Below are 18,692 nucleotides of genomic sequence, written 5' to 3'. Positions count from 1 at the left end.
AGCCGCCTGTTCCCATGCCCTCCATCGTTGCGAAATCCGAGCCGCCGGTCTTTACATTCTGATCAAATTCCGGGCAGTTATTCCTTATGAATGCGCATCTCAAAGGGCTGCTGCTGACCACGCTGGGCGTGTTGTTCGTGGTGCCCGATTCCCTGTTCGTGCGGCTGATCGAGGCGGAGCCGCTGGTCGTGGCCTTCTGGCGCGGGATCACCGCCGGGGTGTTCATCCTGGTGGGCGTGCTGGCCTTCATGCCGCGCGGGTCGATCCGGGCGTCGCTGAGCACGGGCTGGCCGGGTGTCATCTACATCGTGCTGATGGGCTCGACCGCGCCGGGATTCGTGCTGGCGGTGACGCAGACCAGCGTGGCGAACGTGGTGTTCATCTTTGCCTCGATGCCGGTGTTCGCCGCCCTTTTCGGCAAGGTATTCCTGGGCGAGGGGATCAGCAAGCGCATGGTGCTGACCATGCTGGGGGTGTTCGCCGGGCTGGCGATCATCGCCTATGGCTCGGGCGAGAACGAGATCGCCAGCTGGAAGGGCGACGTCTGGGCGGTGATCGTCTGCGCCTCTTACGCCGGTGCGCTGACGGCGGTGCGGCAGTTGAAGGATGTCTCGATGATCCCGGCCATCCCGGTGGCCTATATCGGCGCGGGGCTGGTGGTGCTGCCCTTCGTGTCGCCATGGGTGCCGGTGGCGGCGCAATGGCATCTGTTTGCGCTGCACGGGGCGTTCATCGCGGTCGCCACGTGCTTTCTGACGTTGGGCCCGCGCTATATCAGCTCGGCGGAGGTGTCTTTGCTGATCTTGCTGGAATCGGTGCTGGCGCCGCTGCTGGTCTGGGCCGTGGTGGGCGAGGACCCGGGGCGCTGGGCCATCGTCGGCGGCGCGGTGGTGATCGGGGCGCTCGTGGTGTCGAACATGGTGGCGCTCAGGCGGCGGCGATGAGCGGCGCGGAGGATGACCCGGGTGGTGAGCCGCCGTGTTTCGCGCAGAACCTGGTGGGCGGCCATATCGTGGATGCGCAGACATGGGCCGACGTGGCGCAGTTTCGCAAGAGTGACCGCGCACGGCTTTACGCCCTGCGAAAGGAGCTGTCGCAGGACGAGCTGGCCGGACAGGCGGCGGTGGCGATGGCCACGCTGACCCGTGTTCTGGGGGATGTCGCTGGCCAGACCGTGGCCGGGTATTGGCCGATCCGGGGCGAACTGGACCTGCAGCCCTGGCTGCGCCGGGCGATTGCGGCGGGGGCGCAGGTGGCGCTGCCCGTGGTGGTGGAAAAGGGCCGGGCGGTGGCGTTTCACCTGTGGCACCCCGGCGCGAAAATGACGCGTGGCATCTGGAATATTCCGGTTCCCGCCGAGGCGCGCGCCGTCACGCCCGATATCGTCATCGCGCCGCTTCTGGGGGTCGATGACGGCTGCTACAGGCTGGGCAACGGGGGTGGCTATTACGACATGACGCTGGCCGGGCTGGCGCCGCGGCCAAGGGTGATCGGGGTGGGGCATGATTTCTGCCCAGTGCAGACGATCTTTCCGCAGCCCTGGGACGTGCCGATGGATGAGGTGATCCTGGGCGACGGGTCGCATGTGCGCCGCGCGGCGTGACAGCTTTACGCGCCGCCCTGCTGCTTTTTCTTGCCGAAAATACTCAAAATCTGCCGCGTGCGGCCCCTGCCGTCAGAATTCCACCGTCACGCCGGGCAGGTTCAGGGCCTTGACGAGGTCGCGCAGTTCCTGGCGCGCGGCAACGTTGGAGATGTTGAGGCCCTTGACGCCGATATCCTTGAGGTCCAGCAGGGTGAGGCCGCGCGGAAACAGCTCTCGGAAGATGACCCGTTCGTTGAAGCCCGGCGCGGTGCGGAAGCCGATGCGCTTGGCGAGGTTTTCCAGCGCCGCGCCCATCTTTTCCTTGTTCACCATCTGCTGAGCGCCGAGGCGGTTGCGCACCACGATCCAGTCGATCGGTTTCAGCCCGGCCTGCGCGCGCAGCTGCCGCGCGTTCCAGACCATTTCGGAATAGACGGACGGCCCCAGGATCTTGAGCCCGTCGGTGTCGACATGCGCCAGGAGGTCGAAATCGACGAAGCTGTCGTTGAGGGGCGTGACCAATGTATCGGCCAGCGAATGGGCCACCTGGCTGAGCCGCGTGTGCGAGCCGGGGCAGTCGATCACGATGAAGTCGCTGTCGGGTTCCAGCTCGGCCACCGCCGCAGACAGACGGCGGTCATAGACGTTCTCGCCGGGCTTCAGCTTGTCGGGGTCGACCTCGGGCAGGTCGTGGTAGTGCGGGCCGGGCAGGTCGAGCCCTTCCTTGGCCAGGTAGGCCGTCCGGTTGTGGGCGTAGCGGCCGAATGTCTTTTGCCGCAGGTCGAGGTCGAGCGCGCTGACATTGTGGCCCATCCGGGCGAGCGCGGTCGCGACATGCATCGAGACGGTGGATTTTCCCGCCCCGCCCTTTTCGTTTCCGACGACGATGATATGTGCCATGCCCCTTGCCCTTTTGCCCCGCTTTTGACCCGGCGAATTGCCTTGCAGGTTTGGACGCCACTTTATGGTGTATGACGGCCCGGTTGAAGCCGGTTCGACACGATCTCGTGGAAATATTGCATTTGCGCCATGCCGGGGGTGCAAACGAAAAACGCCGCCCCGGGCGGAGCGGCGTTTCGATGGTGCTGGCGCGGCTGGCTTTAGAAGCCGAGGCCTGCGTACTTGTTCTTGAACTTCGACACGCGGCCGCCGGAATCCATCAGGCGGGTGCCGCCGCCGGTCCAGGCGGGGTGCACGGAGGGGTCGACGTCGAGCGACAGGGTGTCGCCTTCGCTGCCCCAGGTCGAGCGCATCTGGACGATGGTGCCGTCGGTCATCTTCACGTCGATGAAGTGGTAATCGGGGTGCAGATCTTTTTTCATGCTATCCGCTCCTTACGCGTTTGCGCCCGACTTGGGCTTGTAGTTGGAAACCTCTGCGATCCGGGCCGACTTGCCGCGGCGCTGGCGCAGGTAATACAGCTTGGCGCGGCGGACGCGGCCACGGCGCACGACTTCGATGCTGTCGATGTTGGTCGAGTAGAGCGGGAACACCCGTTCCACGCCTTCACCGAAGGAAATCTTGCGTACGGTGAACGAGCCGGCGATGCCTTCGCCGTTCTTGCGGCTGATGCAGACGCCTTCGAACATCTGCACACGGCTGCGGGTGCCCTCGGTCACCTTGAAGCCGACGCGCACGGTGTCGCCGGCCTTGAAATCGGGGATGGTTTTCCCCAGTTCGGCGATTTGTTCCGCCTCGATTTCAGCGATCAGGTCCATCTGATCCACTCCTATGTTGCTTGCGGTTGTCCCGCAAAGGTGATGCGCGGCCTAGAGAGCTCCTGGTCTTCTATCGGGTCCACTGGGAAGTGCCCGCCGGAGGTCAGGTCGTCATGTCTTTTTCTCTGCGCTGCGTGCCGGGCGGGACGGGTGCCGAAGAAAGCAGGCCCTTCGTGCCAAACAAACAGGTCCGGACGACTCGGTCGAGCCCCGGACGGGCGGTGTATAGGGGGAAACGGTGTGTCGATCAAGAGCAGTGTTGAGCGCGGGGCGGAACCGTTTTCTGCGCAGAAAACGGGATAGAAAATACGTATTTTCTATCGCGGAATTTGCGCAAATTCCGCTGGCGCGGGGGTCAGTCGTCGCGCTTTGAAAGTGCGCTCCACAGATCCGGCCGGCGCTGTTTTGTCAATTCCTCGGACTTGGCCTTGCGCCACTTGGCGATCTCGCCGTGGTGGCCGGACATCAGCACGTCGGGGATCTTGCGCCCCTGCCATTCGGCGGGGCGGGTGTACTGGGGATGTTCGAGCAGGCCGTCGGAGAAGCTTTCCTCCTCGGTGGAGGCCTCGTTGCCCAGGACACCGGGCAGAAGGCGCACGGTCGCGTCGATCATGGCCTGCGCGGCGAGGTCGCCGCCGGTGAGGACGAAATCGCCCAGCGAGACCTCCTGAATGTCGTAATGCTCGATGACGCGCTGGTCGAGGCCTTCGAAACGGCCGCAGATCATCGTCACGCCGGGGCGGGTGGCCCAGTGGCGGGCCATGCCTTGGGTGAAGGGCGTGCCGCGCGGGCTGAGGTAGACCAGCGGCGCGCCTTTGGGCGCACGCGGCAGGGCGTGGTCGAGGGCGCGGCCCATCACGTCTGCCCGCAGGACCATCCCCGCGCCGCCACCGGCGGGGGTGTCGTCGACATTGCGGTGCTTGCCCTCGCCGAAACCACGCAGGTCGATCGTGTCGAGTTGCCAAAGATCGTCCTTCAGCGCCTTGCCGGTCAGGCTGTGACCCAGGATGCCGGGAAACGCGTCGGGCAAGAGGGTGATGACCTGTGCCGACCACGCGCGGGCGAGGCGTTCGGGGCCGTCCATCAGGCTGCGCGGTTTCAGCGATGCGGTGATCGACTTGCGACCGTGGGATTTCGAGGCTTTGTCGGACATGGGGCTATGTGCGGTGCAAATCCGGGCCGCGTCAAGCGGGCGTGGCGCGGGTCTGGCGCGTGGCGCCGGCGGCGCGGTAGCGTTTGAGCACGGCGCGCTTGGCCTCGGCCAGGTCCGTGTCGGACAGGGCGGATCGGTTGAGCGCCAAGAGCTCCTCGGCGGCGCCATCGGGCTGCACGTTGTGTGCGGGCAGGGGCGGAAGCCCGTCGCGGGGCACCTCGAGATGATCGAGGGCAAGGCCCAGGGGCCCGAGAGGGTCGGCGCCGGTTTCTTCGATGCGGGCGTCGAGAACGGTGGCGCGGTGGCGGATGCGCGCCTCGACACTGTCGACGATCGTGGCGAGGTCGGCGGCACCGGAGAGGTGGGCGCGGTAGGTCTCGAAATCCTCGGTCAGGCGCAGGGCGCGCAAGTTCTGCCACCAGACGCTGCGCTGCCAGTCGCGGGGCGCGCGGGTGGTGAAGAGCACACCGAGCGGGGCGTCGGGGCCGAAATGGGCCGCCAGAACGGCGGTGGCGACGTTCATCAGCGGGGCCGCGGCGGCGTAGGTCGTGACGCCGTGGTTGCCGGGGATATAGCCGCAAAGATCCTCGGAGGTGATCATCAGGGCGCGCGGGTCGCTCGCGTCGACGCGCCGGATGGCGGCGGTGAACGTGTCGGCAAAACGGTTCAGGTCGGCATGGTCGCCATAGGCCGAAAAGCGTTTGGCCATGCGGGTGGCGTCGATGAGGTCCTGGGTGAAGATCAGCCGCAGATGCGGGCGCAGGGCGTGCTGCAGGTCCGCCGCGCCGCGTTGCAGGGAGGAGGTGCCGGTCTTGTGAAACCCCGGATGCAGCAGGAGGCGCGGCATGGTCAGAACAGGCCCTCGGGCGGGTCGGCGACGATGCGGCCCGAGGCGAGGTCGACGGTGGGTACGGCCTCGAGCGTGAAGGGCAGCAGGACGGTGGCCTTCAGCCCCGGCCCGTGGATTTCGAGGATGTCCGACGCGCCGTGGTTCTGGACCGACTTGACGTGGCCCAGGAGGGTGCCGCCGGTGTCGTATACGTCCAGCCCGATGAGGTCGGCGTGGTAATATTCATCGTCCGGCAGCGCGGGCAGGCGGTCACGCTCGACGAAGAGACGCAGGCCGCGCAGGGCGTCGGCCTGTTCCTTGGTGGCGACACCGGACAGCCGCGCGATGAGCGCGCCCTTGGTGGACTGGCCGGTGAGGGTGATGGTGTAGCTTTGTGTGCCGTCCTCGGAGGTGACAGGTCCGTAGGTGGCGATATCCTCGGGCGTGGCGGTGAAGGATTTCAGCCGCAGCTCGCCCCGGACGCCGAACGCGCCGGCGACGGCGCCTATGCAGATAAGGTCGGTCATCTAGATATGGTCTTGTTTCGGGGCTGCCGTGTCATGGCGGGTGATGTACCGCAATCACAGCGGGGTGCCTACGGGAAATCCGCTCCTTTTTCACGGTTAACGATCTGTTAACGGAGAACGCGCAGTTTGGCGCATAGCGGTGAGGGAGGTCATATGCGGGTCTTGTTGCTGGTTCTGGTCTTGTCGGGGATTATGCCAGGGGTTGCCCCGGCGCAGGAGGACGCGTTGAGCCGCGAGATCGCGGCGATCGATGCGCAGGTCGCCGAAGTGGATGCAACGATTGCGCGCTACGACGGCGGGTTGGTGCGTGACCTTGCCGTTGCGCGCCGCGAAGCGCTGTTGCTGGCGCGGCAGATGGTGGAGAACCGCGCGCAGGCCGACAGAGGCGATGCGACGGTGAACGTCGTCGTGGCGGCGGTGACCCCCGACCCCGCCAAGGCGGACAGATTGCTTGGGGAAATGGCCGCGGCCCAAGAGCGGATCGCCGAGGCGGAAGCGGAGGCAAAGCGCTCTGGCGGGCTGATCCAGGCCGTGGCGTTGAGCCGGGCCGAGACCGAGAAACTGACACTGGCGCAATTGCAGATGGCCTATTTGCAGGCAAAATACGGGATTGCCTTTCCGGCCCCGGCCCCTGTCACCACCACAGACCCCGGCACGACAGCCGCTTTGTCCGAGACCGAGTCGCAAGACGGCGCGGCCAACGACGGGGCCGCATCGGCGCCCGACTGGGCCGATCCGCGCTATCCAAAGGTGGATTATACGCTGAGGCCCTTCGAGCAGGCCAGCGATGACGGTGACCAGATTTCCGGCTGGTGGACAATCGAACGAGAGCGCGCGGCGATTGACGACAGTCCGATGGTGACGGCGATCAATTACTCGGAGTATGACCCGCAGGCCTTTGCCGGGGTGACGGCGCTGCTGGCGCGGTGCAGCGAGGGACAGACGGCCTTTATCTTCATCCAGGATGATTTCCTGATCGGCGACTACCGGCGTCAGGCGTTCGACATGACGATCCGGATCGACGAACAGGAGGCCCGGACCGAAAGCTGGAGTTCCTTGACCAACAACAAGGGCGCGGGCCTGTTCGGCGCGCGGGCCGAGCGGCTGATGCGGGAGATTTACGAGGCGGAGACACTGTTCCTGCGTCTGGTGGAAAAGAACGGTGAGCGGCACGACGCATCCTTCGACCTGGCCGGGCACCGTGATGCGATCGAGGCCGTGGCCGGGGCGTGCGGCTGGTCGACGCTGGAGTTGAGCAAGGCGGATTACAAGGCGATCCAGACCCTGCTGAATGCGGGCGGATTCGATGCCGGTGTCGCGGATGGACAGTGGGGGCCGGGATCGCGCGCGGCGATGAAACGTTTTCAGTCCGCGAAGGGTCTGCCGGAAACCGGCGCGCCGGACCGCAAGACGCTGTCGACGCTGGGTCTCGCGGAATAGCGGCGGTTCGCCGTTAACCTGAGGTATCAGCGAAGGGCGAAAAGCTGGCAGCGATTGATTCTTGCGCGACGTTTCTCGATACGCGGCGGTTCAGTTCGCCCCGGTGTTTTGCACCACGCACAGCCCGTCGGTTGCGAGGCCACCCTGCGCCGTGCAGGCCTCGGAGACGTTGTGACGTTCGAAGAAGACGCCCGCGACGAAGGTCAGAGAACTGAGAACGACAAGGCGTATGAGGCCGAACATTTGGGATGTCCCGAAAGCGAAAGCGGTGCGTGCCGCCCCGGCTGAACGCAAGGGCGGCACGGAGATCAGAGCGCTGAAAGCGGCAGGTGCGGATCAGCTTTCGCTGGTTTCTTCCGCGGCGGCCTCTTCGGCCGGGGCTTCCTCGGCGGGGGCGTTGGCGGCTTCGGCCGCTTCGGCGGCCTTGGCGGCTTTTTCCTCGGCGCGGTCCTTGGCTTTCTGGCCCGGCTCGGCCTTCTTCATGTTGGCGCGCTCTTTCTTTTCCAGAACGCCCGCGGCCTCAAGAAAGCGCGAGATGCGGTCGGAGGGCTGGGCGCCCTGGTCCAGCCAGTGCTGCACGCGTTCCATGTTCATCTTGACGCGGTCTTCGCTGTCCTTGGGCAGAAGCGGGTTGTAGGTGCCCAGCTTTTCGATGAAGCGGCCGTCGCGCGGCATGCGGCTGTCGGCGGCGACGATCGAGTAGTGTGGGCGTTTCTTGCTGCCACCACGGGCAAGGCGGATTTTCATGGCCATTGGTGTTCTCCTTTTGAATGGCGTTGGGATGGCGGGGTGAACCCCGCCCTACGGGTTGGTTTGGCGGATGCTTCCCGCCGGGGTTGGTCTGGCGGGGGGATCCCGCGTCAGGTCTGGTGTTGCTTATGGTGCTGAATCACTTCAGCGATGATGAAGTTGAGGAATTTCTTGGCGAATTCCGGGTCGAGGTCGGCGCGGTGCGCCAGGTCTTCGAGCCGTGCGATCTGTTGCGCCTCGCGGGCGGGATCGGACGGGGGAAGGTCGTGTTCGGCCTTGAGCGCACCCACGGCCTGGGTGTGCTTGAACCGCTCGCCCAGGGTATAGACGAGGATGGCATCGAGCCGGTCGATGCTTTCGCGGTGCCCCTTCAGAAGGGCCGCGGCGCGGGAGGTGTCGGCGTCAGTCAATGGGCATCCCCTTCGGTTTGAAGAGCGGGTCGCGGTAGTGGCCGATTTCCAGCTCGATCCCGTCGCGGATCTGGCCGGATTTCAGGGTGGCGGGCGACGGGTGGCGATAGACCGCGTCGGAGCCGTCGATGCTGGGCGCCTCGTGGTCCTTGGTGCAGCCGAGGCGCTCGGCGAGGCGGATGGAATCGAGGTTCTTGGGGTCGATATAGCTGACCGCGCTGTCCCAGCCGGCGGTGGAAAAGAGGTGGTCGCGGACCTTGTGCGTGGCTTCGAGTGCGAAGCCCTTGCCGGCCTTGTCGGGCCAGATGATCCAGGCGATTTCGCGTTCCGGCCACTTGGCGGGGAACCAGCCGCCGGCCATGCCGACGGTCTCGTCCGTGTCGCGCAGGTGGATCATCCACATGCCGTAGCCGCGGATTTCCCAATGGCCGATCTCGGCGGCGTAGAGCATCCACGCCTCGTAAGGGTTGAGCGGGCCGCCCATGAAGCGGGACCGGTAGGAGGCGAAGGTCGCCTTGAAGTCGGGGTAATCCTGCGCCTCGGGGCCGCGCAGGACGAGGCGCCCGGTTTCCAGCACGGGGATGTCGCGGTGTCCCATGTCAGGCCTCCGCCGGCTGTGCGGTAGGCTGGGCCACGCGGGGGTGGCGCCAGACTTGGCAGGGGGTGCCGACCACGGTGCCGTCGCGCTCGTGCTTGGCGCCGAGGCGGTCTGCGAGACGAAGCGAGCGGGTGTTGGTGGCGTCGATATAGGAGATGACGGCGTCGAGGCCAAAATGGCGTGCAGCGTGGTCGCGGGCGGCGAGGGCGGCCTGGTAGGCGTATCCCTTGCCTTCGAACCCGTCGTAGATGTGCCAGCCGAGTTCCGGCTCGTCCCAGCCATCGTTCAGGATCATGCCGACGCGGCCCGCGACACTGCCCGTGGCGCGATGTTCGATCATCCACATGCCGTAGCCGCGCAGGGCCCAGTGGCCGATACCGGCCATGAAGGCGCGCCAGCTGTCCCAGCGGGTGTGCGGACCGCCGACATAGGACGCGCGATCGGATGTGCCGAAGGCGGCGAAGGCCTCGAAATCGGCCTCGTCATAGCCGCGCAGGATCAGGTCCTCGGTTTCGAGCACGGGGATGTCGACGGTGGTTTTCATGCGTAGGCCTCGGGGGAGCCATCGGCGTCGCAGTCGAGACCCAGTTCGGACGGGCCGGGGTGCCGGTAGAGGTAATCTTCGCCCATCTCGACATTCTGGTAGGTCCGCTCGTAGTACGCGCCGAGGCGTTCGGCCAGCGCGATGGAGCGCGTGTTGCCGGGCACGATGTTCGACGTCAGCGTCGTCAGGCCCAGGTCCTGGTAGGCCCAGCGGCGGGCGCGTTCGGCGCCCTCATAGGCGATGCCGCGGCCCTCGAACCCGTCATAGACGACCCAGCCGAGTTCCGGCTCGGGCCAGCCTTCGGGCGCCCAGATGCCGGTGATGCCGCAGGGCTGGCCGGTTTCCTTCCATTCCATGGTGAAATAGCCGAAGCCGTGCAGCGCCCAGTGGCCGATGGACATGGCGAACCAGCGCCAGGCGCGGGACATGTTCTTTTCCGTGCCGAAGCCCCAAGAGCGCTCGCGGTCCAGCAGGAAGCCGGCCAGCGGTTCGAAATCGCTGGCTTCCGGCCCGCGCAGGACGAGGCGGTCGGTCTCGATCCGGGGGATGTCGAGGCGCAGGGTCATGCGGCACCTTCCGATGAAGCGCACGACCGCGCGCCGCTGCCGCGCGCCAAGGCGGACAGAGGACGGATTGCGTATGTGAGCCGAGCGAAGGACATGGCGTTATTTCTTTTTCCCAAAGCCGGAAAGACCGGGGGGCAGTCCGCCACCGCCGCCCATGCCGGGAAAGCCGCCGCCGGGCATCCCCTTGCCCATCTGCTTGGCGGCTTTTTCGAGCGCCTTGGGGTCCATGCCCTGGGCCATCTCCTCGGGCGAGGGCTGGCCCTTGCCGAACATGCCTTTCATGGCCTGTTTCAGCATCCCGCCCTTGCCCATCTTCTTCATCATGTCGCCCATTTGGCGCTGCATCTTCAGAAGCTTGTTGAGCTCGGAGACTTCCAGCCCCGCGCCTTGCGCGATGCGTTTCTTGCGGCTGGCCTGGAGGAGCTTGGGATTGGCGCGTTCCTTCTTGGTCATGGAATTGACCAGCGCGATCTGGTGGGCGATGACCTTGTCGTCGATGCCCGCGCCTTCCATCTGCTTGGCCATCTTGCCCATGCCGGGCATCATGCCCATCACGCCTTCCATGCCGCCCATCTTCTGCATCTGTTCCAGCTGCATCTTGAGGTCGTTCATGTTGAACTGACCCTTCTGGAAGCGGCGCATCATCTTTTCGGCCTGTTCGGCCTCGATGGTCTGTTGCGCCTTTTCCACGAGGCTGACGATGTCACCCATGCCCAAGATTCGGCCCGCGATGCGCTCGGGCTCGAAGGTCTCGATGGCGTCCATCTTTTCGCCCAGGCCGACGAAGCGGATGGGCTTGCCGGTGACGGCGCGCATGGAAAGGGCGGCACCGCCGCGACCGTCGCCGTCCATCCGCGTGAGGACGACGCCGGAGACGCCGATCTTGTCGTCGAACTCGGTGGCGACGTTGACGGCGTCCTGACCCGTCAGGCCGTCGACCACCAGCAGGGTTTCGCGCGGGTTGGCGACGTCGCGGACGGCTGCCGCCTGGGCGATCAGTTCCTGGTCGATATGCAGGCGGCCGGCGGTGTCGAGCATGTAGACGTCGTAGCCGCCCAGACCCGCCTGCGTCTTGGCGCGCTTGGCGATGGTGACGGGGTCTTCGCCCTTGACGATGGGGAGCGTGTCGACGCCGATCTGGCGGCCGAGGATTTCGAGCTGTTCCATCGCCGCGGGGCGGTTGACGTCGAGCGAGGCCATCAGCACTCGCTTGCCCTCGCGGTCCTTGAGGCGCTTGGCGAGCTTGGCGGTGGTGGTGGTCTTGCCCGAGCCTTGCAGGCCGACCATGAGGATTGGTGCGGGCGGGTTGTCGATTTTAAGCGCGCCGGGGTCTTCGGACCCGGTGAGCGTGTCGACGAGCGCGTCGTGGACGATCTTGACGACCTGCTGGCCGGGGGTGACCGAGCGGGTGACGGCCTGGCCGGTGGCCTGATCCTGCACGCGTTTGACGAAATCGCGGGCGACAGGCAGGGAAACGTCGGCCTCGAGCAGGGCGACGCGGACCTCGCGCAGGGCGGTCTTGACGTCTTCTTCGCTCAGCGCGCCCTGTTTCGTCAGCCGGTCGAAGACGCCGGAGAGACGTTCGGAAAGATTTTCAAACATGCCTCGGCCTCCTTCGCCGGTTTCTGTCATGCCGTCCCAACATAGGGATGACGGTTCAAACGATAAACGCCCCCACGGCATTCAAACGAGAAGCGCCCCCACGGGCGACACTCGCTGGTGGGGGGCGATCCCGGGCTGCGCCCAAGGGACCGGAAGCGCGCTGACTTCCGTGATGTTGCGCGGCTGATAGGCCTTTGCGGGGGCCGAGTCAATATGGTGGTGTGTTTCCATGAGGATGCTGGCGCTGATGCAGGAACGCCACCGCAAGCGCCAAGGCCACGGCACCGGGACCTAAGGCGTTGGCAGCGTGTGACGGGCACGGCTAGAGTGCGCGCATTGCTTAAGGGGATTTCGCGATGGAAGCGCTGGTTCTTGTCTTTGCGGAAATCATCCTGGCGTGCATGGCGCCGGTGATCGCCATTCTGGGCGCCATCGTGGGGGCGGTGATCGAGGGTCTTTTCCTGCTGTTCGGCGGGGTGTTCGCGGAATGGGTCCAGGCCCGGCGGGCGCGGCGTGCCTCGGCCAGGGGCAAATCCTCGCCGCCGCGCAAGCCGCTGATCCCGCGCAAGATGGTGCATTGGGTGGCCGGCGGCAGCGCGGTGCTGGGCGTGCTGGGGGTCGTGGCGACCTACGTGTTTTTCCAGCCGATCCTGCGAACGGTGATCGAGACCGCGAGCGAGAAGGCGGGGATGAGCGTGAGCTATGCCGAAGCCAGTGGCTCGCTTCTGGGCGGGCACGTGGTGCTGGAGGGGCTGGAAATGACGCGGGCGCATGAGACCGGGCTGGCCTTTGATCTGGCTGTGGCGCGGGCGGAGGCGGATGTGGACCTGTGGAGCCTGCTGGGTGATACGCCGCGTCTGGAGCTGGGGCAGGTCGAGGGGGTGGAAGGATATGTCATTCCGCCGCTTCCCAGGGAGGAGACGGCGGGCGAGGCGCGTGGTTTGCCCAAGCCGCGCCGGGCGTTCAAGGCTGATCGGCTGGCGGTCGAGGGTGTCGACGTGGAGATCCGGCCGCGTGGGACCGAGCCCTACACGCTGGCGATCAAGACCGGGGAGATGGCGCCGTTTCGCAGCGGGCTGGCGCTCTTTGATCTGCTGTTTCGGTCGAACCTGAAGGCCGAGGTGGCGGGCCGGCCGCTGTTGGTGGAGACGCGCGAGATCACCGAGCAGGGGCGCGAGACGCGCTGGGCCTTCGAGGACGTGGATGCGGCGCAGCTGAAGCGGCTGGTGCCGCGCGCGCCGCTGACATGGATCGAGACGGGCCGGGCGACGGTCATGGTCGAGGACCGCTGGAGCCTGTCGGAGGACTTCGTCGACATGGATTGGCGGCTGGCGGCGCGGGACATGAGTGTGAGCGTGCCGGAGGGGGCCGCGCGCACCGAGCGGATGCTGGCCGGGGGCCTGGGCAAGCTGGTGGCGGCGCAGGGTGGCAACGCGGAGTTTCGCTATCAGTTGCAGCTGGATGCGGAGGAGATGGCGCGGCTGCGCGAGGGGGATATCGACCTCTTTTGGGACACGGTGCTGGCAGGGGTGATGAAAGGCGGGATCGTGCGCGAGGACGAGACGGCAGAAGAGGAGGGCGACACGACCGAGAACGACAAGCCGGGGGCCATTGACAGGCTGAAGTCGTTCTTCGAGAAGGACGACCCGGCGGACTAGCCGTCCGTGTCTGTTCAAGGAGCCTTTGAATATGGTCGATGCCACGTCCGCCTTTCAGGACAGTTTGCCGGTGAGTTCCGATGATCTGCTGGCGCAGATGCGCGCGGCAGGTGTGGAGTTCGAGCTTTACGAGCATATCCCGCTGCGCACGGTCGAGGACGCCAAGACGGTGCAGGGCGGGGCCGTGCCGGGCGGACCGGGGCGGATCGACATCAAGAATTTCTACCTGCGCGACCGCAAGAAGCGGAACCACTTGGTGGTGCTGGAACAGGACCGGGAGGTGGACCTGAAGGCGCTGGGCGCGCAGATGGGGGTGGCCGGACTGTCCTTTGGCTCGGCGGATCGGTTGATGGAGTTCTTGGGCGTGCGGCCCGGCGCGGTGAGCCCTTTGTCGATGGTCAACGGCGCAGGGACCGGCGTGCAGCTGTGGATGGACGCGGCGGTGAAGGCCGCGGATTTCGTCCATGCGCATCCGCTGGTCAATGACCGGACGGTGGCGATCCGGCCCGGGGACCTCGAGTCGCTTCTGGCGGGGTGGGGCGCGGATATCTCGTGGCTTGAACCCTGAGGCTGGCGTCGGGAGTCGAGTATTCTTGGCAAGAAAAAGCCGGGGGCAGGAACACCGCCGGACCCGTGCTGCGCGCGGCGCTGCGGGGATGGCGCGTGTTTGCGGAACCATGAAACGGCGCGCGCGGGCAATCTCAACCGCCTGGTTGAATATGCGGAATCCGGTTTGCGGGGCCCGAGAGGCGCTGCGGCGGAGCGGCGCATCTTGGTAAATCGTAGACTTATCAATGGGTTGACGGGGGCGCCCGCGCGCTTGACTCAGGCGCGGGTGCGGCATAGCAACAGCGCAACGGTTCCGGAGGGGCAAACGTGAACGATCCTGACCGACACGAGCGGCTTAAGCGGCTTGAAGACAGGATCAACGCGCTGAAGGGCGTGGATGCGCCGAAGCCCCACATGGAGAACCACTATTCCCAGGCGCAGCTGGCCTGGCGGATGGTGATCGAGCTAGTGGCCGGTCTGGGGATCGGCTTTGGCATGGGGTACGGGTTGGATTACCTGTTCGGGACGATCCCGATCTTCCTCGTGCTGTTTACATTGCTGGGCCTTGCGGCGGGCATCAAGACGATGATGCGCAGCGCCAACGAGATCCAGTTGAAGAACGCGGCGGAAACGCTGGACGCAGAGCGAGCCCGCGAGGGTGACGACAAGAGGATGACAGATGGCCACTGAAGCGCATGGCGAAAGCGAAGGGCTGGTTTTCCACCCGATGGATCAGTTCATCATCAAGCCGCTGGCGGGAGACGGTCCGGTGGGCCTGTTCACGATCACCAACGTGACGCTGTGGATGGCGCTGACATGCCTGGCGGTGTTCGCGCTGATGGTGCTGGGCACGTCCGCGCGGTCGGTCATTCCGGGCCGCCTGCAGTCGGTGGCCGAACTGGCCTACGGCTTCATCCGCAAGATGGTCGAGGACGTGGCGGGCAAGGACGCGCTGCCGTATTTCCCCTATATCATGACGCTGTTCATGTTCATCGTTTTCGCCAACTTCCTCGGGCTGATCCCGGGATCGTTCACATCGACCAGCCATATCGGCGTGACCGCCGTGATGGCGATGATGGTGTTCATCGGCGTGACCGTGCTGGGCTTCGTCAAGAACGGCGCGAGCTTTCTGAGCCTGTTCTGGATCAGCTCGGCGCCGCTGGTGCTGCGGCCGATCCTGGCGCTGATCGAGGTGATTTCGTACTTCGTGCGCCCGGTCAGCCACTCGATCCGTCTTGCCGGCAACATGATGGCGGGCCACGCCGTGATGAAGGTGTTCGCCGCCTTTGCGCCGCTGGTGCTGATCTCGACCGGGGTGGGCCTTGTGGTCACGCCGCTGTCGATCCTGGCGATCACCGCGGTCTACGGGCTGGAGGTGCTGGTGTCGTTCATCCAGGCCTACGTGTTCACCATCCTGACCTGCGTGTACCTCAAGGACGCGCTGCACCCGCATCATTAGGAGATAGCGTGGGTTGTCACCCACGCTACGGCGGCGGTTTCCGGCGCCAGCAACGAACAACAGATCACTGAATTCCATCGTAAGGAGAAAAGACATGGAAGGCGATATCGCACAAATGGGTCAATTCATCGGCGCGGGCCTGGCGTCTGTCGGCATGGGCGGCGCGGCCGTCGGTGTGGGCAACGTGGTCGGCAACTACCTGGCCGGTGCCCTGCGCAACCCCTCGGCTGCCGGTGGCCAGACCGCGACCATGTTCATCGGTATCGCGTTCGCGGAAGCACTGGGGATCTTCTCGTTCCTCGTCGCGCTTCTGCTGATGTTCGCCGTCTAAGCCAGACGGGTTTCATCCTTACGGGCCGGGGCGAGGGGCGTGATGCCCGTCCCCCGGCGTCCCGTGAGGAAGATCCGGATGGCGCCGCGCCCGGCCCGAAGCCGGGGCATGGCGATACGACACGAACATTGAGCCTTGCGCGGCCCCGGTGACCGGACATGATCCGGAAAACCTGATACAACATGGGCAGGCGCAACAAGGAGAACGCAGATGGCGACCGATACCCTAGGAGAAGGTGCTGCCAGCGCTTGCGTCGACGCAGGCGGTGGGGCAATTGGCCTTCCCCAGCTTTGCCCGGACTGGATGGGCAACCAGATCTTCTGGCTGGTCATCGCGCTGATCGTGATCTTTTTCATCCTGTCGCGGATCGCGCTGCCGCGCATCGCGGCGGTGCTGGCCGAGCGCCAGGGCACGATCACCAACGATCTGGCCGCGGCGGAAGACCTGAAAGAGAAAGCCTCGGACGCCGAGGACGCCTATAACAAGGCCCTCGCCGATGCCCGTGCGCAAGCGCAGGAGATCATTGCCGAGGCCAAGGCGGAGATCAACGCCGAGCTGGAAGAGGCCACGCAGAAGGCCGATGCCGAGATCGCGGCCAAGACCGCCGAAGGCGAAAAGGCCATCGCGGACATCCGGGCGAATGCCATGGAAAGCGTGAAAGAGGTGGCCAAGGACACCGCCAAGGAACTGGTCGCGGCGATGGGCTTCAAGGCCGATGCGCGGACCGTCACGAGCGCCGTCAATTCGCGGCTGAAAGGGTGAGCGCCATGAAACAGTTGATCGCAACCCTGACCGCCATGGTCGTCGCCAGCCCCGCGCTGGCCGCCACCGGGCCGTTCTTCTCGCTGGGCAACACCAATTTCGTGGTGATGCTGGCCTTCATCCTGTTCATCGCGCTGCTGGTTTATCTGAAGGTGCCCGGCAAGATCGGCGAGATGCTGGACAAGCGGGCCGACGGCATCAAGTCGGAGCTGGACGAGGCGCGCGCACTGCGCGAGGAAGCACAGACCCTGCTGGCCAGCTATGAACGCAAGCAGAAGGAAGTGCAGGACCAGGCCGACCGGATCGTGGCCCATGCCAAGACCGAAGCTGCCGAAGCCGCCGAGCAGGCCAAGAAGGACCTGGAAGTGTCCATCAAGCGCCGGATCAAGGCGGCCGAGGAACAGATCGCCTCGGCTGAGGCCAATGCAGTGAAGGACGTGCGCGACCAAGCCATCGCGGTGGCCGTGGCCGCCGCCAAGGACGTGGTCGCCAAGGCGATGACCGAGGATGACAACAGCAAGCTGATCGACGAGTCGATCGCACAGGTCGACGCCAAGCTGCACTGACCTGCGGACCAGGATGTAGTGAGATTGGCCCGGGCTCGGAAACGACCCGGGCCTTTTTCTTTTGGTGCCCGGCGATGGTTGCAAAAGAAAATGCCCGCTCGGTGGAGCGGGCATTCTTGTCAAACTCTGGTGATCGGTGCGATCAGCGGCGGATGCCGAGACGCTTGATCAGGTCCTGGTACCGGCCTTCATCCTTGCCCTTGAGGTAGTCCAGCAGCTTGCGGCGCTGGGCGACCATTTTCAGAAGGCCACGGCGACCGTGGTTGTCCTTCTTGTGGGTCTTGAAATGCTCGGTCAGGGTGGAAATGCGCGAGGTGAGGATTGCGACCTGAACTTCGGGCGAGCCGGTGTCGCCCTCTTTGGTTGCGAATTCTTTCAGCACCTTGGCTTTTTCTTCGACAGTGATCGACATCGGGGTCTCCTTTGGTTGAAGGGTGAAGGGCACGAGCCGGGATGTCGTCCAGCAAGGTCCTGTGGAGATACCTGCCGATTTCAGCGGCAGATGCGGGCGTATAGGAGATTCCCGGACGTTTGGAAAGGGGGTATCGCCCGGTATGGACGCGAGGGCGGGATCAGCCCGTGGTTTGCGGGATCAGCGTGATATGCGCGAGCGTCAGGGCAGCGTCGCTGGTGACGTTGGCAATGACCTCGCCCCCCAGCAGCACGCGGTGCAGGTTCTGCGCGTCGGGGTCTTCTTCGATGGTCACGTCGGGAACGGTGCCGTCATAGTCGTAGAGTAGGACGAGATTGTCCTCGGCGGTGTTGAAATCGACGATCTGGCCCTGGTGATCGGCGTCCAGCCAATCGCGGAGAATGAAGCTGTCGGCGCCGGTGCCGCCGGTGGCGATATCGCCGGCGCCCAGCGTGATCTCGTCGTCGCCGGAACCGCCGTTGAGATAGTCCTGATCCTGCTCGGGCGCCGTGGCATCGGGCGCGACCCCGGTCAGCACGTCGTTACCGTCGCCGCCGAAGAGCGTGTCGGCCCCGGCGCCGCCATCGAGGGAATCGTTGCCGAGATAGCCGTGCAGCGCGTCATCGCCCGTGTCGCCCATGAGCGTGTCGGCGCCTTCGCCGCCGACAAGGCTGTCGTCGCCGGCGCCGCCCGAGAGATGATCGTCGCCATCGTGGCCCATGACACTGTCCGATCCTGCGCCGCCTGCCAGGGTGTCGTTCCCGGCCTCGCCATGAAGGGTGTCGTCGCCGGCCTCGCCGTTAATCGTGTCGTCACCGTCGCCGCCGCGCGCGACATCGTCGCCGTCCCCCGACGCGATCAGGTCGTCGCCATCGAGACCTTCGAGAAACTCACTGGCCTCGCCGCCGGACAGCGTGTCGGCATCGGCCGTGCCGCGGGCAATGCCGTAATCGTCGCCTTCGGGGTCGTCGTCGGTGGCGATATCGAGCAGCGAGTCTTGTGCACCGGAGTAGGCCGCGGCGCCGTTGTCATAGTCGGAGGCTTCATCGGACGGGTCGCCAGGCGTACCGATATCGTCACGGGCGTTGCTGGTGCCGAGGTCCTCGAAGCCCCACATCGCGGCGGTGCCAACGGCCACCATACCGATCAGACCTGCAAGAAACAGCATCGCGAATAATCCACCAGAAAACCCCTTATGACAAAGCCAGATTCGAGGGCGGCTTTCAATTCAAT

General features: G+C 65.4%; 25 protein-coding genes. 10 read left to right on the top strand and 15 right to left on the bottom strand.

Going from position 1 to position 18,692, the window contains the following annotated elements:
• Positions 1-86: 86 nt before the first annotated feature.
• Both FIU85_RS09885 and FIU85_RS09880 read left to right on the top strand, forming a co-directional pair.
• Positions 87-944, top strand: a complete 858-nt coding sequence (locus FIU85_RS09885) for a DMT family transporter (RefSeq protein ID WP_152496772.1) — start codon at positions 87-89, stop codon at positions 942-944.
• Positions 941-1,603 carry a 5-formyltetrahydrofolate cyclo-ligase gene (locus FIU85_RS09880; protein WP_152496771.1) on the top strand — a complete coding sequence of 221 codons (663 nt, stop codon included), beginning with the start codon at positions 941-943 and terminating at the stop codon, positions 1,601-1,603. Before FIU85_RS09885 ends, FIU85_RS09880 begins: the two co-directional genes overlap by 4 nt.
• 72 nt (positions 1,604-1,675) lie before the next feature.
• On the opposite strand, the gene FIU85_RS09875 is transcribed toward FIU85_RS09880, so the two are convergent.
• From FIU85_RS09875 to rimM, 6 genes are all read right to left on the bottom strand, one after another.
• Entirely contained in the window at positions 1,676-2,485 is an 810-nt protein-coding gene (locus tag FIU85_RS09875) for a division plane positioning ATPase MipZ (RefSeq protein WP_152496770.1), read from the bottom strand.
• A gap of 200 nt (positions 2,486-2,685) precedes the next feature.
• The gene (gene rpmE / locus FIU85_RS09870; protein WP_152490913.1) at positions 2,686-2,907 is read right to left on the bottom strand and encodes a 50S ribosomal protein L31; all 222 of its coding nucleotides are present in this window, start codon (positions 2,905-2,907) and stop codon (positions 2,686-2,688) included.
• A 12-nt stretch (positions 2,908-2,919) separates the two neighbouring features.
• A complete protein-coding gene (gene rplS, locus FIU85_RS09865) occupies positions 2,920-3,303 on the bottom strand; it encodes a 50S ribosomal protein L19 (protein WP_057790669.1) in 384 nt (127 codons plus the stop codon).
• 355 nt (positions 3,304-3,658) lie between these two features.
• Positions 3,659-4,456 (bottom strand): tRNA (guanosine(37)-N1)-methyltransferase TrmD, encoded by a 798-nt coding sequence (gene trmD, locus FIU85_RS09860; protein ID WP_152490914.1) that lies wholly within the window; start codon positions 4,454-4,456, stop codon positions 3,659-3,661.
• 31 nt (positions 4,457-4,487) lie between these two features.
• Positions 4,488-5,303, bottom strand: coding sequence for a hypothetical protein (locus tag FIU85_RS09855; protein WP_152496769.1), 816 nt, complete (start codon positions 5,301-5,303; stop codon positions 4,488-4,490).
• Between the two features lie 2 nt (positions 5,304-5,305).
• Complete coding sequence (rimM, locus tag FIU85_RS09850) at positions 5,306-5,812, bottom strand: ribosome maturation factor RimM (protein ID WP_152496768.1); 507 nt, start codon at positions 5,810-5,812, stop codon at positions 5,306-5,308.
• 225 nt (positions 5,813-6,037) lie between these two features.
• Here rimM and FIU85_RS09845 point away from each other — a divergent pair, with 225 nt between their 5' ends.
• Complete coding sequence (locus FIU85_RS09845; RefSeq protein WP_254703042.1) at positions 6,038-7,252, top strand: peptidoglycan-binding protein; 1,215 nt, start codon at positions 6,038-6,040, stop codon at positions 7,250-7,252.
• A gap of 90 nt (positions 7,253-7,342) precedes the next feature.
• On the opposite strand, the gene FIU85_RS22010 is transcribed toward FIU85_RS09845, so the two are convergent.
• From FIU85_RS22010 to ffh, 7 genes are all read right to left on the bottom strand, one after another.
• Positions 7,343-7,495 carry a hypothetical protein gene (locus FIU85_RS22010; protein WP_172977985.1) on the bottom strand — a complete coding sequence of 51 codons (153 nt, stop codon included), beginning with the start codon at positions 7,493-7,495 and terminating at the stop codon, positions 7,343-7,345.
• A gap of 93 nt (positions 7,496-7,588) precedes the next feature.
• Positions 7,589-8,005 (bottom strand): 30S ribosomal protein S16, encoded by a 417-nt coding sequence (rpsP, locus tag FIU85_RS09840; RefSeq protein WP_152496766.1) that lies wholly within the window; start codon positions 8,003-8,005, stop codon positions 7,589-7,591.
• A gap of 107 nt (positions 8,006-8,112) precedes the next feature.
• The gene (locus tag FIU85_RS09835) at positions 8,113-8,412 is read right to left on the bottom strand and encodes a chorismate mutase (protein ID WP_057790679.1); all 300 of its coding nucleotides are present in this window, start codon (positions 8,410-8,412) and stop codon (positions 8,113-8,115) included.
• Complete coding sequence (locus tag FIU85_RS09830; RefSeq protein WP_152490919.1) at positions 8,405-9,010, bottom strand: GNAT family N-acetyltransferase; 606 nt, start codon at positions 9,008-9,010, stop codon at positions 8,405-8,407. Before FIU85_RS09830 ends, FIU85_RS09835 begins: the two co-directional genes overlap by 8 nt.
• A 1-nt stretch (position 9,011) precedes the next feature.
• On the bottom strand, positions 9,012-9,554 hold the full coding sequence (locus tag FIU85_RS09825) for a GNAT family N-acetyltransferase (RefSeq protein WP_152496765.1): 543 nt from the start codon (positions 9,552-9,554) through the stop codon (positions 9,012-9,014).
• A complete protein-coding gene (locus FIU85_RS09820; RefSeq protein WP_152496764.1) occupies positions 9,551-10,120 on the bottom strand; it encodes a GNAT family N-acetyltransferase in 570 nt (189 codons plus the stop codon). Before FIU85_RS09820 ends, FIU85_RS09825 begins: the two co-directional genes overlap by 4 nt.
• Positions 10,121-10,219: 99 nt before the next feature.
• The gene (ffh, locus tag FIU85_RS09815) at positions 10,220-11,722 is read right to left on the bottom strand and encodes a signal recognition particle protein (protein ID WP_152496763.1); all 1,503 of its coding nucleotides are present in this window, start codon (positions 11,720-11,722) and stop codon (positions 10,220-10,222) included.
• A 356-nt stretch (positions 11,723-12,078) separates the two neighbouring features.
• Here ffh and FIU85_RS09810 point away from each other — a divergent pair, with 356 nt between their 5' ends.
• From FIU85_RS09810 to FIU85_RS09780, 7 genes are all read left to right on the top strand, one after another.
• Positions 12,079-13,380 carry a hypothetical protein gene (locus FIU85_RS09810; protein WP_152496762.1) on the top strand — a complete coding sequence of 434 codons (1,302 nt, stop codon included), beginning with the start codon at positions 12,079-12,081 and terminating at the stop codon, positions 13,378-13,380.
• 31 nt (positions 13,381-13,411) lie between these two features.
• Positions 13,412-13,948: a prolyl-tRNA synthetase associated domain-containing protein gene (locus tag FIU85_RS09805; RefSeq protein ID WP_152496761.1), complete on the top strand. Its 537-nt coding sequence runs from the start codon at positions 13,412-13,414 to the stop codon at positions 13,946-13,948.
• Positions 13,949-14,256: 308 nt separating this feature from the next.
• A complete protein-coding gene (locus tag FIU85_RS09800) occupies positions 14,257-14,619 on the top strand; it encodes an AtpZ/AtpI family protein (protein WP_152496760.1) in 363 nt (120 codons plus the stop codon).
• Positions 14,609-15,388, top strand: coding sequence for a F0F1 ATP synthase subunit A (locus FIU85_RS09795; protein ID WP_152490926.1), 780 nt, complete (start codon positions 14,609-14,611; stop codon positions 15,386-15,388). The genes FIU85_RS09800 and FIU85_RS09795 overlap by 11 nt, the downstream gene beginning before the upstream one ends.
• A gap of 94 nt (positions 15,389-15,482) precedes the next feature.
• On the top strand, positions 15,483-15,719 hold the full coding sequence (locus tag FIU85_RS09790) for a F0F1 ATP synthase subunit C (protein WP_057790696.1): 237 nt from the start codon (positions 15,483-15,485) through the stop codon (positions 15,717-15,719).
• 210 nt (positions 15,720-15,929) lie between these two features.
• Positions 15,930-16,481 (top strand): F0F1 ATP synthase subunit B', encoded by a 552-nt coding sequence (locus FIU85_RS09785; RefSeq protein ID WP_152490927.1) that lies wholly within the window; start codon positions 15,930-15,932, stop codon positions 16,479-16,481.
• 5 nt (positions 16,482-16,486) lie between these two features.
• Positions 16,487-17,047, top strand: a complete 561-nt coding sequence (locus FIU85_RS09780; RefSeq protein WP_152496759.1) for a F0F1 ATP synthase subunit B — start codon at positions 16,487-16,489, stop codon at positions 17,045-17,047.
• 142 nt (positions 17,048-17,189) lie between these two features.
• Here FIU85_RS09780 and rpsO read toward each other — a convergent pair whose 3' ends face one another.
• Entirely contained in the window at positions 17,190-17,459 is a 270-nt protein-coding gene (gene rpsO, locus FIU85_RS09775; RefSeq protein ID WP_152490929.1) for a 30S ribosomal protein S15, read from the bottom strand.
• 160 nt (positions 17,460-17,619) lie between these two features.
• The gene (locus tag FIU85_RS09770; protein WP_152496758.1) at positions 17,620-18,627 is read right to left on the bottom strand and encodes a calcium-binding protein; all 1,008 of its coding nucleotides are present in this window, start codon (positions 18,625-18,627) and stop codon (positions 17,620-17,622) included.
• Positions 18,628-18,692 lie beyond the last annotated feature (65 nt).

This window comes from Roseovarius sp. THAF8, assembly GCF_009363735.1.
Lineage (GTDB): Bacteria > Pseudomonadota > Alphaproteobacteria > Rhodobacterales > Rhodobacteraceae > Roseovarius.
The sequence above is the reverse complement of the archived record's forward strand: the minus strand, read 5'-3'. Positions and strand labels throughout refer to the sequence as shown.

Excerpts from the sequence above, each read along its gene's own strand:
- FIU85_RS09790 (WP_057790696.1), top strand. The coding sequence starts at position 15,483 with ATGGAAGGCGATATCGCACAAATGGGTCAATTCATCGGCGCGGGCCTG.
- FIU85_RS09785 (WP_152490927.1), top strand. The coding sequence starts at position 15,930 with ATGGCGACCGATACCCTAGGAGAAGGTGCTGCCAGCGCTTGCGTCGAC.
- rplS (WP_057790669.1), bottom strand. The coding sequence starts at position 3,303 with ATGGACCTGATCGCTGAAATCGAGGCGGAACAAATCGCCGAACTGGGG.
- FIU85_RS09805 (WP_152496761.1), top strand. The coding sequence starts at position 13,412 with ATGGTCGATGCCACGTCCGCCTTTCAGGACAGTTTGCCGGTGAGTTCC.
- rimM (WP_152496768.1), bottom strand. The coding sequence starts at position 5,812 with ATGACCGACCTTATCTGCATAGGCGCCGTCGCCGGCGCGTTCGGCGTC.
- FIU85_RS09875 (WP_152496770.1), bottom strand. The coding sequence starts at position 2,485 with ATGGCACATATCATCGTCGTCGGAAACGAAAAGGGCGGGGCGGGAAAA.
- FIU85_RS09830 (WP_152490919.1), bottom strand. The coding sequence starts at position 9,010 with ATGGGACACCGCGACATCCCCGTGCTGGAAACCGGGCGCCTCGTCCTG.
- rpsP (WP_152496766.1), bottom strand. The coding sequence starts at position 8,005 with ATGGCCATGAAAATCCGCCTTGCCCGTGGTGGCAGCAAGAAACGCCCA.
- FIU85_RS09825 (WP_152496765.1), bottom strand. The coding sequence starts at position 9,554 with ATGAAAACCACCGTCGACATCCCCGTGCTCGAAACCGAGGACCTGATC.
- FIU85_RS09795 (WP_152490926.1), top strand. The coding sequence starts at position 14,609 with ATGGCCACTGAAGCGCATGGCGAAAGCGAAGGGCTGGTTTTCCACCCG.
- FIU85_RS09770 (WP_152496758.1), bottom strand. The coding sequence starts at position 18,627 with ATGCTGTTTCTTGCAGGTCTGATCGGTATGGTGGCCGTTGGCACCGCC.
- rpmE (WP_152490913.1), bottom strand. The coding sequence starts at position 2,907 with ATGAAAAAAGATCTGCACCCCGATTACCACTTCATCGACGTGAAGATG.
- FIU85_RS09780 (WP_152496759.1), top strand. The coding sequence starts at position 16,487 with ATGAAACAGTTGATCGCAACCCTGACCGCCATGGTCGTCGCCAGCCCC.
- FIU85_RS09810 (WP_152496762.1), top strand. The coding sequence starts at position 12,079 with ATGGAAGCGCTGGTTCTTGTCTTTGCGGAAATCATCCTGGCGTGCATG.
- FIU85_RS09880 (WP_152496771.1), top strand. The coding sequence starts at position 941 with ATGAGCGGCGCGGAGGATGACCCGGGTGGTGAGCCGCCGTGTTTCGCG.
- FIU85_RS09820 (WP_152496764.1), bottom strand. The coding sequence starts at position 10,120 with ATGACCCTGCGCCTCGACATCCCCCGGATCGAGACCGACCGCCTCGTC.
- ffh (WP_152496763.1), bottom strand. The coding sequence starts at position 11,722 with ATGTTTGAAAATCTTTCCGAACGTCTCTCCGGCGTCTTCGACCGGCTG.
- trmD (WP_152490914.1), bottom strand. The coding sequence starts at position 4,456 with ATGTCCGACAAAGCCTCGAAATCCCACGGTCGCAAGTCGATCACCGCA.
- FIU85_RS09885 (WP_152496772.1), top strand. The coding sequence starts at position 87 with ATGAATGCGCATCTCAAAGGGCTGCTGCTGACCACGCTGGGCGTGTTG.
- FIU85_RS22010 (WP_172977985.1), bottom strand. The coding sequence starts at position 7,495 with ATGTTCGGCCTCATACGCCTTGTCGTTCTCAGTTCTCTGACCTTCGTC.
- FIU85_RS09855 (WP_152496769.1), bottom strand. The coding sequence starts at position 5,303 with ATGCCGCGCCTCCTGCTGCATCCGGGGTTTCACAAGACCGGCACCTCC.
- rpsO (WP_152490929.1), bottom strand. The coding sequence starts at position 17,459 with ATGTCGATCACTGTCGAAGAAAAAGCCAAGGTGCTGAAAGAATTCGCA.